The organism is Cupriavidus sp. GW822-FHT02D05 (genome assembly GCF_058802485.1).
This window is the reverse complement of record NZ_JBXAOE010000007.1, coordinates 42,847-57,220: the sequence shown is the minus strand read 5'-3', so window position 1 is coordinate 57,220 and position 14,374 is coordinate 42,847. Positions and strand designations below refer to the sequence as shown.

Here is a 14,374-nt window from a genome sequence, read left to right as displayed (position 1 = left end):
GCGACGGCGTCCGGCTTCCCCCGCGGAATCCGGACGCCGTTTGCTTTCCGGCGCAGCCTAGCGCTGCCCGAAACTGGCATCAATGAACAGGTCCTTGTACTCGCGCGGCTGCGAGCGCCAGTATTGCTTTGGCGCATGCACCTGCGCGCCAAGCTTGGCCGCCGCATGCCACGCCCAGCGCGGATCGTAGAGCATGGCGCGCGCCAGCGACACCGCATCGGCTTCGCCATTGGCAATGATGGCTTCCGCTTGCTCGGGCTCGGTGATGAGCCCCACCGCGATGGTCGGCAAGCCCACCTCCGCCTTGACCCGCTGCGCGTAAGGCACCTGGTAGCCCGGCCCCAGCTTGATCGCCTGCGCCGGCGAAACGCCGCCGGTGGTCACATGGATGGCCGCGCAGCCACGTGCCTTGAGCGCGTTCGACAGCGCGATCGTGCCTTCGATATCCCACCCGCCCGGCACCCAGTCGGTGGCCGAGATGCGAGCCCAGACTGGCTTGTCCGCGGGAAAAGCCGCGCGCACGGCGTCGAACACCTCGATCGGGAACCGCATGCGGTTCTCCAGGCTGCCGCCGTATTCGTCATCACGCTTGTTCGCCAGCGGCGACAGGAACTGATGCAGCAGGTAGCCATGCGCCATGTGGAGCTCGATGCCATCGAGCCCAAGGCGGGCCGCGCGCCTGGCCGCGGCAACGAAATCGTCCCGCACCTTGTCCATGCCCGCGCGGTCGAGCGCCAACGGCGCATCCTCGCCCTCGGCGTGCGGCACGGCGGATGGCGCCAGTGTCTTCCAGCCTGACGGCTGGTCCGGCCGGATCTGGCTACCGCCTTCCCAGGGTGCGTGGCTCGATGCCTTGCGCCCGGCATGCGCCAGCTGTATCGCCAGCGCGATCGGCGAATGCGCCCTGACGGCCTTGATCACCTTGCCGAGCGCCGCCTCGTTTGCATCCGAGTACAGGCCGAGATCCCCCGGCGTAATGCGCCCCTCCGGCGACACGGCCGAGGCCTCGATGATCAGCATCGCGGCGCCCGACAGCGCGAGCTGGCCAAGGTGGATCATGTGCCAGTCGGCGGCCGAGCCTTCCTCGGCCGAGTACTGGCACATGGGCGCGATCACGATGCGGTTTTCCAGCCGTAGATTGCCAATCGAAAAGGGTTGGAACAACTGACTTTCACTCATGGGAGAGACTCCTTGCTGTCTGTAGCGCCGGCTTGCGGCAGGCATGGCATCTCATTCTAGAACGCCTGGTTTTTTTGCGTCGTCGCGCCATTTCAGTGCGCAGCCACCGCAAGCGGCGCGCGCCGCGTGACGAGATCGGCGACCAGCGCCAGGCCCAATGCCGCGGTGCCGCACAGGAAGATCAGCGCGTAATTGTTGTGGGACAGCGTGAACAGGTACGAGTAGCCGTAGCCGCCAAGCGCCTGGAACAGCGCGAAAGCGGTGGTGGCACGGCTCCACGCGGCGCGCTGCTCGGCGTGGTCATGCGGCACCATCTCGTGGATGCGTCCAAGCACGAGCGGCACGATGCCGGGCGTGAACAGGCCCAGGACCACGGTGGCGACGCCGACCAGCACCGGGCTACCCGACAACGCGAGCGTACCCACGGCGATCGCCTGCAACAGCAACGCGAGCCGATAGGCAGGGCCAAAGCCGATGCGGTCGGCCACGTTGCCGCACACCAGGGGGCCGGCGATGGCAGCAACACCATACAAGACCCAGTAGCCTGCGCCAATCTCCGCGCCTCGGCCGAGCCCGCGCGCCACGTAGTCGACCAGCAGCACCATGGCCGGCACAAGGCCCAGCGCGTTCGCGGCGTACTGGCCGTACAGCACGCGCATGGCGGTGCTCGCACGCCGAGCCGGCCTTGCGTTCACGCTGGACGCCGCTACCACCGGTGCCGCCGGTGTGGCGCCCGGCCAACCGAACCAGCTCACGGCGGTGAGGATAGCCGCGAACACGCCCAGGCCGATCCACGTGTCCTTCAAACCCAGGCGCAGCAACTCCGGAATGATGGTGCCCGAGGCGGCGATGCCCAGCCCGAGCCCCAGGAAGATCATGCCGCTGGCAAAGCCGCGCCGCGCGGCCGGGATATGCGGCAGGATCGTGGTGGCGACCAGCACCATGATGGCGCCGCCGGACACGCCGGAAGCAAAGCGCCAGACAAAGAACCAGCTCACCGACAACGGATACGCGCAGGCAAAGAACGCGGCGGTGGCAATCACCATCAGCAGACGCAGCGCATTACGGTTCGACAGCGCCGTGGCAAGCGGACGGCCCAGCAGCGCGCCGGCCAGGTAGCCCGCGAAGTTCGCCGCGCCCAGCGTCACCGCCTGCGACGACGTGAACCACTGCGCCTGGATCAGCGGCGGAATCAGCGGCGTGTAGGCGAAGCGCGCCAGGCCGATGGCCACCAGGCTGGCGCACAACCCGGCCAGTGTGGCGAACAACGCGCGGGCATCGAGTGTCGATGCCATGGGACCGGGGATGGTGGCTGTGTGCTCGGACATGATGCATTCCTACGGATACGGTGTGTGCGTTTGTTGCGCTCATGCGAGCTCATGCCGTGCGCGGTCCGGCGGGCAGCGGCGGCAGGCCCAGCAGGCTAAGCGCTGGGGCAACAGCCCCCGTCAGCAATGCCCGTTCGGGCCTGACCCGGGCCAGCACGCGCACGCCGAGCAGCACCGCCAGCAGATGCGCAGCCGCATCCGCCGCCGGCATGGCCGCGGGAATCTCGCCGCTCGCCTGCCCCGCTACCATGCAGCGCTGAAAAAAATCCTGGATCTGGGCGAGTTCGTCGGCGATGCCTTTCCGGCAGGCTTCGTCGCCGGGCGTGGACTCCACCGCGGCATTGACCAGCATGCAGCCGCGGTGCCGCACGTCCGCGACCGAGCGCTCGACGATCTCGCCAAAGAACGCCGCAATGGCATGCGCTGGCGATTGCGAAGATTCCAGCCGGCCGATGCGCTCGCGCAGGGTACGGTCTAGGTAGTGCTCCAGCGCCCGCAGGAACAACCCGCGCTTGTCGCCGAAGGCGTTGTACAGGCTGGGCTGCGTCAAGCCCGTGCACTTCACGAGATCGCGTGTGGAGGTGGCCTCGAAGCCATTCGCCCAGAATGCGTCTCCCGCTGCCTCCAGCACCTGCTTCTCATCGAATTCGCGTGGTCGCGCCATGGTGGCTCCGGCTTGCCTGACTTGGGTCGGTCGGGGTGGATAGATTCTGTATCACACGATATAGAACGCATTATATATCGGTCGATATAGAACACAAGGCAAAAATGCGGGCAAGCGTGGGCAACGCAGACGGCCGCCCGGATGGACGGCCTGCATTCCGTGATGAACAAGGGGAGCGGCGCGGGCGCCGGGCACTGCCGGTACCGCGCAAGTGGACAGGACGCCCCGCCGTTGCGGCGGGGCGGGCGGCGATCAGCCCTGGCTGGCGGCCACCAGTTGCGGCCTGGACTGGCCGGCCGTGACCTGGCCGATCGCGGCGAGCACGTCCGCAATCTCCGGCACCACGCCACGCGCGCCAACGGAGACGGACTGCCCGGGCGTGTTAATGCCGAAGTGCTGGCTGTCGGTTACCGTGAACAGCATCACCGACGGCTTGCCCAGCGCATCCGCCAGATGCACGAAACCGGTATCGGTGCCAACCACGAGCGCGGCGGCATCCACCCGTTGCGCGCATTCGGTAATGGTCATGCGCGGCAGGACCTCGGCACCGGGGATCTCCGCTGCCAGGGCTTCGGATTGCTCGCGCTCCGCGGGCGAGCCCCAGGGCAGCTGGATCCGGTAGCCGCGCTCGGTGAGCGTCCTGCCGACCGAGATCCAGCGCTGCGCAGGCCATTTCTTGGCCTCGACGGAAGTCGCGTGGAACAGCATCGCGCGCGGCACGCCATCGGCATTGAGCGGCGCCGCGGGCGCGGGCACGCGCAGCGCGTAATGCTCAACGGGATCCAGCGGATAGCCAAGCGCGTTGGCCACCACCATGCGCATCTTGTGGCGCGCGGTAGCGTCGCCATGCGGCCCGAAGATCTGCGTGTAGGCAAACACGGCGCGCGCCTCGCCAAGGTACTCGGCGGCGTAGCCCAGGCGCCGGCTGGAGCGCGCCAGCCAGGCCACGATGGCGCTCTTGTACACGCCGTGCACATCCACCACCACATCGTACTTCTCGCGGCGCAGGGCCCACAGCGCGCCGATGATGGCACGCAGGTCGGCCCAGCTGCGGGATTTCTTGAAGCCGCGCAGCGGCGGCGCGATCACGCGATCCACGCCCACGGCCCAGCGCGGAATATCGGCGCACGACGCATCGGCCACCCAGTCGATCTTGGCCTCGGGATAGGCGCGCCGCAGGTCGGACACCAACGGCAGCGTGTGCACCATATCGCCCAGAGAGGTGATCTTGATGAGGAGAATGCGTTTCATGGAAATGGAGAATCGGGTTGCGGACGGATCTCGCTGGCTGGCAGCGAGGCCGTAGTATGCACCAGCCCCATGGGCGGCGCACCAATTTGCAAGCCCTGCGACGGCCCCGCATGGGATTCGCGCGGCACCCGGCGCCAGCCAGCGGTACACCGCATTTTCCTTTGACTTTCCTTAACATGGGTACCAGCGTGGGACATACGGTCGGCAGAGGATCCACCACGCATCAGGTGGCCCTCTGCGCCCCGTTCCCGCCAACTCAGGCCCAGGCGCCAGGGCCAGCCACCACGGTGGCAAAGCGGTCATGCAGCGCCGCCAGCGAGTGACGGTGGATTTCCGCTGCCGAGAGCGGCGCCCCGCCCAGCGGGTCAGGCAGGTCGCGCGTGGCGCAGGCCGATGCCACCACGGTGCTGCGATAGCCATGATCGAGCGCTGAGCGCACCGTGGCGCTGATGCACATATGCGTCTGGAAGCCCGCCACGATCAGCTCCTTGCGCCCTAGCTTGTCCAGCATGGCGGCCAGCGTGGTGCCGGCAAAGCTGTTGGGCAGGCCCTTGACCACGGTGTGCTCGCCGCCAAGCGGCTCCAGCCCTTGGATGATGGCCGCATACGGGCCCTCGGGATCGAAGGCGCCGCCGCTGCCGGCCCGCCCGTGATGCACCACGTGCACCACCGGGCTGCCATGCTGGCGCGCCAGCGCCAGGAGCTCGCCGCAGGCCGCGATGGCAGCGGGCATGCCCACCAGCGGGAGCTTGCCGTCGACATACTCGCGCTGGTGGTCGATCAGCACCAGCGTGGCAGCTTCCCACGCCGAAGGAAGGCGGCTGGCGCCGGCGAGGTCGAGCAGGGTAAAGGGTGTGGTCATCATGGCTCCTAGTGCTTGTGCGTCAGATGTCGGAAACGGCGTGGGAATACACGGGCAGGCGCCACCAGGGTGACTACCATGCAAGCGATGATAAGCCGCGCTATGCTGTTCGCCAATTCTCAACTGGCTCACATCCATTGTGCAAAAACGTTCACTCCACTGGGATGACCTGCTCACCCTGTCCACGCTGATCCGCACCGGCAACTACTCGGCCTGTGCCCGCGAGCTTGAAGTCACGCACGCGACAGCGATCCGCCGCATCCGGCGGCTGGAGACGGCGCTCGGCAAGCCCGTGGCAACACGCACCGATGGCGCGTTCGCGCTCTCTGCGGCCGGCCGCTCGGCGCTGGCCGCGGCGCAGCAGATGGAGAGTTCGGCGCAGCGCTTGCTGCGCCAAGTGGAGGACGCCGGCAGCGGCGTCTCCGGCGTGGTCAGCATCGCCTGCACCGCCGCGCTCGGCAGCCACTTCCTGACACCACGCATGTTCGGGCTCTATCGCGCGCACCCGCAACTCGAGGTCAGGCTGGAAACGGACAATCGCATCGCCAGCCTGGCACGGCGCCGCGCCCACATCGCGGTAAGGCTGGCGCGGCCGCAGGAAAGCGATGCCATCGCGCAGCGCGCGGGCAGCATGGGCTTTGGCCTGTATGCGCCGCTACGGCCCGCCAACGCCGGCCCGTGGCGCGAGCAGGATCTCGACGGCGCGCCATTGTGCGGCTTGCTGGACGAAGGCCTGGCGTTGCCGGAATCCGAATGGACGCGCACGCTGGCGGCACGCACGGGCTTCCAGTCGAACAACCTGCTGGCAGTGCGCGAGGCCATTCGCAACGGCTTGGGCATCGGCCTGCTGCCGCACTACCTGGCGCGGGACGATGCCCGGCTCGCGCTGGTGCGCGAGGTGCCGGAGGTCGTACGGGAAATCTGGCTGGCATATCCGCAGGAGTTTCGCGGCGCTTCCCGGTTCCGGCCCGTGATCGACTGGCTGGCCGGGGAACTGCGGCAATGCCCGTGAGCCTCGGAAGCGGTTGAAAAGGCGGAGGCAGGCAGTATAGTTGCCTGAAGCATGCCCGCCCCCACGGGCTCGCGCACGGTGCTGTCGGCAGGCCGCCACCGGCCACCGATGGCACGGGGAGCTTCGCCATGGATCGGAATTCACCGGCAACGCTGGACGCAGGCGCACTCGGGCTGGGCGAATCCGTCGTCATGGGCGTGGCGGGCACGGCGCCCGCCTTCAGCCTGGCGGCCACCACCGCCACCCTGGTCGCGACTGTGGGGAGCCTGGCGCCGGCCAGCCTGCTGTATTGCGGCCTGATCATGTTCGGCGTGACGCTGTCTTACCAGCAACTGAACCGGCTGCAGCCCAGCGCGGGCGCCTGCTACACCTGGGTCTGCGAGATCTTCCATCCGGTGCTCGGTTTTTTCGCGGGCTGGACGCTGTTGGTGGCGTCGGCGGTATTCATGGTATCCGGCACCATTCCGGCTGCCACCGCCACCCTGCTCCTGTTCGATCCGGCGCTGGCGGAGCGCCCGCCCGTGGTGACCCTGGTCGCCGCAGGCTGGCTGCTGGCGGTCAGCGTGGTCGTGGTCAAGGGAGTCAAGCTGACCAGCTACACCCAGGTGGCAATGACGCTGGTCGAGGTCGGGGTGCTGGCCGCGATCGTGCTCGCCGCCCTGCTGCGTGCGCCGCTGCCGCTTGCCCACCCGCCCTCGCTGGCCATGCTGTCACCATTTGACTTTAACCCGCAGCTGTTTGCCAATGGGGCGCTGGTGGCGTTGTTCTTTTTCTGGGGCTGGGACGTGACGGCGAACCTGACCGAGGAAACGCGCGATCCGGCGCATGCGCCCGGGCGCGGCGCATTGATGGCGATGGTCATCGTGCTGGCACTGTTCATGGCCTTCGTCATCGCCAGCCAGGCCGTGCTGAGCGACCAGGAGATCCGCCGAGCCGGCACCAACGTGGTGTTTGCGCTCGCCGCGCGGCTGCTCCCGCGCCCGTGGGACTACCTGGCCGTGCTGGCCGTCATGCTCAGCACCGTGGGCACGCTGGAGACCTCGATCCTGCAGTTCACCCGCACGCTCTACGCCAAAGGCCGCGATGGCCTGCTGCACCCGCGCTATGCCGAGCTGCACCGCACCTGGCGCACGCCGTGGGTGGCCACCGCGGTGATTGCCTCGTTCGGCTTGCTGCTGCTGGCGCTGTCCGCCTGCTTCAACAGCGTGGGCCAGATCATCCAGGACTCGGTCAATGCCATCGGCTTCCAGGTGGCGTTCTATTACGGGCTAGCCGGCTTCGCCTGTGCCTGGCACTGCCGGCGCGGTGCCGCCCGCGCACCCGCCAGGCTGTTGCTGCTAGTGCTTTGGCCCGCTTGCAGCGCGGCGTTCCTGTGGTTCATCGGGCTGTACAGCATCCCCAGCTTCGACCTGGCCACGCGTTTGGTGGCCCTGGGCGGCATCGCGGTTGGCGCGGTGCCGCTCTGGCTCAACCGGCGCCGGCGGCTTGCCGCACGCGGAGCGCTCGGGGCCCCTGGCCCGTGACACGCCCCCGGGGCGCCTAGGCGGATACCGATGCTGTCAACAGGTCCGCGGCGGCCTCGATACGCTGTGGCGCGCCGAACAGCCGCGCGACCACCAGCCCGCTTTGCAGCGCGCCAAACACGGCTTGCGCCAGCGCCTGCGGCGGAATCGGCAAAGCCTTGTGCCGCACGGCCTGCGCGGTTTCCAGCAGGCGCGTGAGCCAGGTCTCGTGCAGGCGGTAGAAATCCTTGAGGATGCGATGCACCGCTTCCGGCAGGAACACGGCATCCGTGGACAGCATGCCCACCAGGCAGATGGCGTCGCCACCCGCGGTAGCCAGCCAGGGCGCGAGGTAAGCGCGAGCCTGCTCGTCCACCGGCAGGCTGGTGTCGATGCCGCGCACGCGCTCTGAGTTGCGGGCGCTGTACTCCGTCACCGCCGCCTGCACCAGGTCCTCCTTGGAGGGAAAGTGGTAATGGATGCTGGAGGTCTTGACCCCTACCCGCTCGGCAAGGTCCCGATAACTGAATCCATTGAACCCCCGCTGCCGCACCAGCACCAGGGTGTGCTCCAGCAGTTGATCGCGTACGGACGGAGTCGTCATGGCATGCATCCACCTTTCGGCGGACCCTCGAGGCGCCGGCAATGGCAAAGAGCCGGTGTTACCGGCTCTTTGCATGTATCACCGCATTCATTGGATGACCGATTGATTCACAGCGTGCTCAGGCGTCGCGCGTAGCTCAAGCGTTGGCGCCTTCCGTGAACACGTCGAACTTGCCGGTACGGGCACCGTCGGTATAGGCGTCCACGCTGCGAGCCGGGCTGGCCGACACGCCACTACGATCCAGGCCGGCGACGATACGTGCGCCATCGGTGTACGGGTCGAACTTGCCGGCACGGGCGCCGTCGGTGAACTGGTCAACGGCCCGCGACGGCGAAGCCGAGACGCCGGTGCGATCCAGGCCGGCCACGATGCGGGCACCGTCCGTGTACGGGTCAGCCTTGCCAACGCGTGCGCCTTCGGTGAACGGGTCGAACTTGCCGCTGCGCGCGCCGTCGGTGAAGGCGTCGGGCGTGGTGGTGCGGAACACGTAGCCGTACTTGTCACCCGAGAACGTGCTGTCCTTCGGGCCTGAAGCCTGGGCAGTGCCGGCAACGAAAGCAGCAGCAAGGGCGGCGGCGGTGATCAGGGTCTTGGCGAAGAGGTTCGAGGTCATGATGTTCTCCATTTGCATTTGAGGACCCGCGCTTGGGCGGAATCGAATCGGTACGCTTTGGAACCCTTCGCTTCCTTCGCCTGTTACCTACTAGTAGATAGATGAGCTGGCCAAAAAAAACGGGAATTCCCCGGGTGATGCGCTGGATCCTCTTTCCTGCTGCAGCTTTTCTTGCTGGGGCGGAGCAGCGGCTTCCATGTGTTGAATATTATCTACTGGTAGATAGATAGTCAAGGGGTTTTTCAGGAGATCGCTTTTGTCGATAACGCATCACAAACTCCGGAAGAAAAAACGGTGGCACAAGGCCACCGTCCGCTACGCCATCGGGGATGGCGCTTACCGCACCTTCCCTTCCTTCCATGCCTGCAACAACTTGTCATAGGCGATGGTCTCGCCCTTCGGCTTCTCGTTGGCCAGCTTCTTCCAGGGCGCGTGGTCGTCGGACAGCCACTTGGCGGGATCGCTCTTGGCGTTGAGCTTGGGCGCGCAGTTCGTCATGCCGGCGCGTTGCAGCCGCCCCATCACCTGGTCCATTTCCTCGGCCAGGTTGTCCATCGCGGCCTGCGGCGTCTTCTCGCCGGTCACAGCGGTCGCCACGTTCTTCCACCACAGCTGGGCCAGCTTGGGGTAGTCGGGCACGTTGGTGCCGGTGGGCGTCCACGCCACCCGCGCCGGGCTGCGATAGAACTCGATCAGGCCGCCATACTGCGCGGCATTCTTGGTGAGGTACTCGTGATGGATGTCGCTGTCGCGGATAAAGGTCAGGCCGGTGAGCGACTTCTTCAGCGATACCGTCTTGGACGTCACGAACTGCGCGTAGAGCCAGGCCGCCGCGAGGCGGTTGGGATCGGTGTTCTTGAAGAAGGTCCAGGAGCCCACGTCCTGGTAGCCGTTCTGCATGCCCTGCTTCCAGTACGGGCCATAGGGCGACGGCGCCATGCGCCATTTCGGCGTGCCGTCCGCATTGACCACCGGCAGCCCCTTCTTGGTCATGTCGGCGGTGAAGGCCGTGTACCAGAAGATCTGCTGCGCCACCTGCCCTTGCGCCGGCACCGGGCCGGCTTCGGAGAAGGTCATGCCCATGGCTTGCGGCGGCGCGTACTTCTTCATCCAGTCGATGTACTTGGTGAGCGCATAGACCGCGGCCGGGCTGTTGGTGGCACCGCCGCGCGAGACCGATGCACCTTCCGGCGTGCATTTGTCAGCGCCGACACGGATGCCCCATTCGTCCACCGGCATGCCGTTGGGCAGGCCCTTGTCAGCCGACCCGGCCATCGAGAGCCAGGCGTCGGTAAAGCGCCAGCCGAGCGACGGATCCTTCTTGCCGTAGTCCATATGGCCGTAAACCTTCTTGCCGTCGAGTTCCTTGACGTCGTTGGAGAAGAAGCTGGCGATGTCCTCGTAGGCCGACCAGTTGGTGGGCACGCCCAGGTCATAGCCGTACTTGGCCTTGAACTTGTCCTGCAGGTCCTTGCGCGCGAACCAGTCGGCGCGGAACCAGTACAGGTTGGCGAACTGCTGGTCGGGCAGCTGGTAGAGCTTGCCATCCGGCGCGGTCGTGAACTTGGTACCGATGAAATCCTTCACGTCCAGCCCGGGATTGGTCCACTCCTTGCCGGCGCCGGCCATGTAGTCGGTCAGCGGCAGGATGGCGCCGTAGCGATAGTGCGTGCCGATCAGGTCGGAGTCGGAAATCCAGCCGTCATAGATCGACTTGCCGGACTGCATCGAGGTCTGCAGCTTCTCCACCACATCGCCTTCCTGGATGATGTCGTGCTTGACCTGGATGCCGGTGATTTCCTCGAAGGCCTTGGCCAGCGTCTTGGATTCGTACTCGTGGGTCGTGATGGTCTCCGAGACCACGCTGATCTGCGTCACGCCTTTCGCCTTGAGCTTGGCGGCAGCGTCCATGAACCACTTCATTTCAGCGAGCTGCTTGTCCTTGGCGAGCGACGACGGCTGGAACTCGCTGTCGATCCACTTCTTGGCCTCGGCCTCGCCTGCCCAAGCGGCGTGGCCGCAAGCGAGCGCCGCTGCGCAGGCCAGCGCCGTCATGCCCAATTTCACGTGCACCTTCATTGACGTCTCCTCGAGAATCCCCCTCCCTGCTCTTTGTCTGGGTCGCGGTCCGGGGAAGGTGCAGGCCGCTATGCCCATTGACGAAAAATCCGTCGCTTTATTCTTGTCGGCTCAGGTACGCGATCCGCATGCGGCTCAGCCCTTGCGCATCACCAGGCCCAGCGCAAGCATGGACAGCACCAGGCTGATCCAGATCGAAGGCTCCTCCGCCAGCGAAAACCACGCCATCATCTTCTCGCCCAGGCCTACCCACGCGAGGTTGATCCAGGCCGCGCACATCAGGCCGATGAACAGGCGATCGCCGCGGGTGGTCGCGATCGGCAGGAAGCCCTTGCGCTCCATGGTAGGGGCGCGCGTCTCCCACATCGTCATGCCAACCAGCATCACCGCGATGCTGATGAAGAACACGGCCACCGGGGTGGTCCATACCATCCAGTTGAACATGGCATCCTCTCCTTACACGCGGCCCATCGCGAAGCCTTTCGCGATGTAGTGCCGCACAAACCAGATCACGATGCCGCCGGGCACGATGGTGAGCACCCCGGCCGCGGCCAGCACGCCCCAGTCCATGCCGGAGGCCGACACCGTGCGCGTCATGGTGGCAACGATCGGCTTGGCGTTGACCGAGGTCAGCGTGCGCGCCAGCAACAGCTCCACCCAGCTGAACATGAAGCAGAAGAATGCGGCCACGCCCACGCCGGCCTTGATCAGCGGCAGGAAGATGGTGATGAAGAAGCGCGGGAAGGAATAGCCATCCACATAGGCCGTCTCGTCGATCTCGCGCGGCACGCCCGACATGAAGCCCTCCAGGATCCACACCGCCAGCGGCACGTTGAACACCAGGTGCGCCAGCGCCACGCCCAGGTGCGTGTCCATCAGGCCGATGGTGGTGTAGAGCTGGAAGAACGGCAGCAGGAACACCGCCGGTGGCGTCATGCGGTTGGTCAGCAGCCAGAAGAAGACGTGCTTGTCGCCGATGAACCGGTAGCGCGAAAACGCATAGGCCGCGGGCAGCGCCACTGTGATCGAGATCACCGTGTTCATCGCCACGTAGATCATCGAGTTGATGTAGCCCGAGTACCAGGACGGATCGGTGAAGATGGTCTTGTAGTGCTCCAGCGTGAAATCGTTGGGCCACAGCGACAGCGTGGAAACGATCTCCTCGTTGGACTTGAACGACATGTTCAGCATCCAGTAGATCGGCAGGATGGCGAAGACCAGGTACACCACCAGGAAGACTGCACGCCAGTAAGTGGCGCTTTGCTTGGCTTCACGTTTGGCTTCACGCATTGGGCATGTCCTCGCTGCCGGCGGTGCCCGCGCGCTGCATCCAGTTGTAGAGAATAAAACACATGAGCAGGATGATCAGGAAGTAGACGATCGAGAATGCCGCGGCCGGGCCCAGGTCGAACTGGCCCACGGCTTTCTGCGTGAGGTATTGCGACAGGAACGTGGTCGCATTGCCAGGCCCGCCGCCGGTCAGCACGAAGGGTTCGGTGTAGATCATGAAGCTGTCCATGAAGCGCAGCAGCACCGCGATCATCAGCACGCCACGCAGCTTGGGCAGCTGGATATAGCGGAACACCGCCAGGCGCGAGGCGCCGTCGATCTGCGCGGCCTGGTAGTACGCGTCGGGAATCGCGCGCAAGCCGGCGTAGCACAGCAGCGCCACCAGCGGCGTCCAGTGCCACACGTCCATCACCAGCACCGTGAACCACGCGTCCACCGCGCTGCCGGTGTAGTTGTAGGCAAAGCCCATGCCGGCAAGCCCCGCACCCAGCAAGCCGATGTCGGTGCGCCCGAAGATCTGCCAGATCGTGCCCACAACGTTCCATGGAATCAGCAGTGACAGCGCGATCACCACCAGCACCGCCGACGCCTTCACCCCCTTGGCCGGCATCGACAGCGCCAGCAGGATGCCCAGCGGGATCTCCACCGCCAGCACCGCCAGCGAAAAGCCAAGCTGACGCAGCAGCGCGTCGTGCAGCTCGCCGTCGCGCAGCACGGTGCGGAACCATTCGGTGCCGACGAACACGCGCCGCTCGGGCGAGATGATGTCCTGCACGGAGTAATTGACGATGGTCATCAGCGGCAGGATGGCAGAGAACGCCACGCACAGGACCACCGGGATGACCAGCAGCCAGGCCTTCTGGTTGACGGGCTTCAGCGTGCTCATGCCACCAGCTCCTCGTTGACGTAGTAACAGGTATGACGGTTGAACACGGACAGCCACACGGTCTCGCCCGCCCGCAGCGCCGCGCCCTCGTTGCCGAGCCGGCCGCGCACGGTGGCAGCGTGGCCGCTGGCATCCTGCACGGTGGCGGTGACCAGCCAGTAGGTGCCAATGTCCTGCGCGCGCTCCACGCGTGCGGGCACGGCCTGCGGATCGGTGCTCGCGGCCAGGCGCAGGTACTCGGGGCGCACGCCGACCTTGAAGCTGCCGGCCGCCTGCAAGGCCGTGGCGACGGTCGGCGCGAACTCTGGCATATAGCGCCGACCGGCAATTTCGATGGCGCCATCGCGCCATGCCCCTGCCAGGAAGTTCATGCCCGGCGAGCCAATGAAGTTGCCAACGAAGGTATGCGCCGGGCGCTCGAACAGCGCATCGGCCGGCCCCACCTGCACCGCCCTGCCGCGCGACATCACCACCACCTGGTCGGCAAAGGTGAGCGCCTCGGTCTGGTCATGCGTGACGTAGATCAGCGTCAGCCGGAACTCGTGGTGAATCTCCTTGAGCTTGCGGCGCAACTGCCATTTCAGGTGCGGATCGATCACGGTCAGCGGCTCGTCGAACAGGATGGCCGATACGTCCTGGCGCACCAGGCCCCGCCCGAGCGAGATCTTCTGCTTGGCGTCGGCCGCCAGGCCGCTGGCGCGCCGGTCCAGCGATGCGGACAGGTCCAGCATCTCGGCCACGCGGCCCACGCGCTCCTTCACCTGGGCCGCGGGCACGCCGCGGTTGCGCAGCGGGAAGGCCAGGTTTTCGCCCACCGTCATGGTGTCGTAGATCACCGGGAACTGGAACACCTGGGCGATGTTGCGCGCCTGCGGCGTGGCTGCTGTCACGTCGCGGCCATCGAAGGAAACGGTGCCATGCGATGGCCGCTGCAAGCCGGAAATGCAATTGAGCAAGGTGGTCTTGCCGCAGCCGGAGGGCCCGAGCAAGGCGTAGGCGCCGCCGTCATTGAACGTGAACTTCAGCGGCAGCAGCGCGTAGTCCTCATCCGCTTGCGGATCGGGACGGTATGAATGGGACAGCTCGAGGTCGATGCGTGTCATC

At 66.2% G+C, this 14,374-nt stretch carries 14 protein-coding genes; 2 read left to right on the top strand and 12 right to left on the bottom strand.

Annotation, left to right across the window (positions count from 1 at the left end):
• Positions 1 to 57: 57 nt before the first annotated feature.
• From AC1RQK_RS11150 to AC1RQK_RS11130, 5 genes are all read right to left on the bottom strand, one after another.
• On the bottom strand, positions 58 to 1,179 hold the full coding sequence (locus AC1RQK_RS11150) for an NADH:flavin oxidoreductase/NADH oxidase (RefSeq protein WP_492387191.1): 1,122 nt from the start codon (positions 1,177 to 1,179) through the stop codon (positions 58 to 60).
• Between the two features lie 92 nt (positions 1,180 to 1,271).
• Positions 1,272 to 2,507, bottom strand: a complete 1,236-nt coding sequence (locus AC1RQK_RS11145) for a YbfB/YjiJ family MFS transporter (RefSeq protein ID WP_492809142.1) — start codon at positions 2,505 to 2,507, stop codon at positions 1,272 to 1,274.
• A gap of 49 nt (positions 2,508 to 2,556) precedes the next feature.
• Positions 2,557 to 3,171: a TetR/AcrR family transcriptional regulator gene (locus AC1RQK_RS11140; protein WP_492809141.1), complete on the bottom strand. Its 615-nt coding sequence runs from the start codon at positions 3,169 to 3,171 to the stop codon at positions 2,557 to 2,559.
• A gap of 252 nt (positions 3,172 to 3,423) precedes the next feature.
• Positions 3,424 to 4,422, bottom strand: a complete 999-nt coding sequence (waaC, locus tag AC1RQK_RS11135) for a lipopolysaccharide heptosyltransferase I (protein WP_492376111.1) — start codon at positions 4,420 to 4,422, stop codon at positions 3,424 to 3,426.
• 256 nt (positions 4,423 to 4,678) lie between these two features.
• Positions 4,679 to 5,284 (bottom strand): cysteine hydrolase family protein, encoded by a 606-nt coding sequence (locus AC1RQK_RS11130; RefSeq protein WP_492376116.1) that lies wholly within the window; start codon positions 5,282 to 5,284, stop codon positions 4,679 to 4,681.
• Between the two features lie 139 nt (positions 5,285 to 5,423).
• On the opposite strand from AC1RQK_RS11130, the gene AC1RQK_RS11125 reads away from it, so the two are divergent.
• Positions 5,424 to 6,296 carry a LysR family transcriptional regulator gene (locus tag AC1RQK_RS11125; protein WP_492809140.1) on the top strand — a complete coding sequence of 291 codons (873 nt, stop codon included), beginning with the start codon at positions 5,424 to 5,426 and terminating at the stop codon, positions 6,294 to 6,296.
• Between the two features lie 128 nt (positions 6,297 to 6,424).
• Entirely contained in the window at positions 6,425 to 7,819 is a 1,395-nt protein-coding gene (locus AC1RQK_RS11120; RefSeq protein ID WP_492809139.1) for an APC family permease, read from the top strand.
• A gap of 16 nt (positions 7,820 to 7,835) precedes the next feature.
• Here the strand turns inward: AC1RQK_RS11120 and AC1RQK_RS11115 are convergent, their stop codons facing one another.
• From AC1RQK_RS11115 to AC1RQK_RS11085, 7 genes are all read right to left on the bottom strand, one after another.
• Complete coding sequence (locus tag AC1RQK_RS11115) at positions 7,836 to 8,402, bottom strand: TetR/AcrR family transcriptional regulator (protein ID WP_492809138.1); 567 nt, start codon at positions 8,400 to 8,402, stop codon at positions 7,836 to 7,838.
• A gap of 136 nt (positions 8,403 to 8,538) precedes the next feature.
• On the bottom strand, positions 8,539 to 9,015 hold the full coding sequence (locus AC1RQK_RS11110) for a copper resistance protein CopQ (protein WP_492376107.1): 477 nt from the start codon (positions 9,013 to 9,015) through the stop codon (positions 8,539 to 8,541).
• Between the two features lie 336 nt (positions 9,016 to 9,351).
• Positions 9,352 to 11,082 (bottom strand): ABC transporter substrate-binding protein, encoded by a 1,731-nt coding sequence (locus AC1RQK_RS11105; protein WP_492376115.1) that lies wholly within the window; start codon positions 11,080 to 11,082, stop codon positions 9,352 to 9,354.
• Between the two features lie 147 nt (positions 11,083 to 11,229).
• Positions 11,230 to 11,538 (bottom strand): DUF2160 domain-containing protein, encoded by a 309-nt coding sequence (locus AC1RQK_RS11100; RefSeq protein ID WP_459371386.1) that lies wholly within the window; start codon positions 11,536 to 11,538, stop codon positions 11,230 to 11,232.
• A gap of 12 nt (positions 11,539 to 11,550) precedes the next feature.
• Complete coding sequence (locus AC1RQK_RS11095; protein WP_492376106.1) at positions 11,551 to 12,384, bottom strand: carbohydrate ABC transporter permease; 834 nt, start codon at positions 12,382 to 12,384, stop codon at positions 11,551 to 11,553.
• Positions 12,377 to 13,270: a carbohydrate ABC transporter permease gene (locus AC1RQK_RS11090; protein WP_492376105.1), complete on the bottom strand. Its 894-nt coding sequence runs from the start codon at positions 13,268 to 13,270 to the stop codon at positions 12,377 to 12,379. Before AC1RQK_RS11090 ends, AC1RQK_RS11095 begins: the two co-directional genes overlap by 8 nt.
• Complete coding sequence (locus tag AC1RQK_RS11085; protein ID WP_492376104.1) at positions 13,267 to 14,373, bottom strand: ABC transporter ATP-binding protein; 1,107 nt, start codon at positions 14,371 to 14,373, stop codon at positions 13,267 to 13,269. The genes AC1RQK_RS11090 and AC1RQK_RS11085 overlap by 4 nt, the downstream gene beginning before the upstream one ends.
• Position 14,374 lies beyond the last annotated feature (1 nt).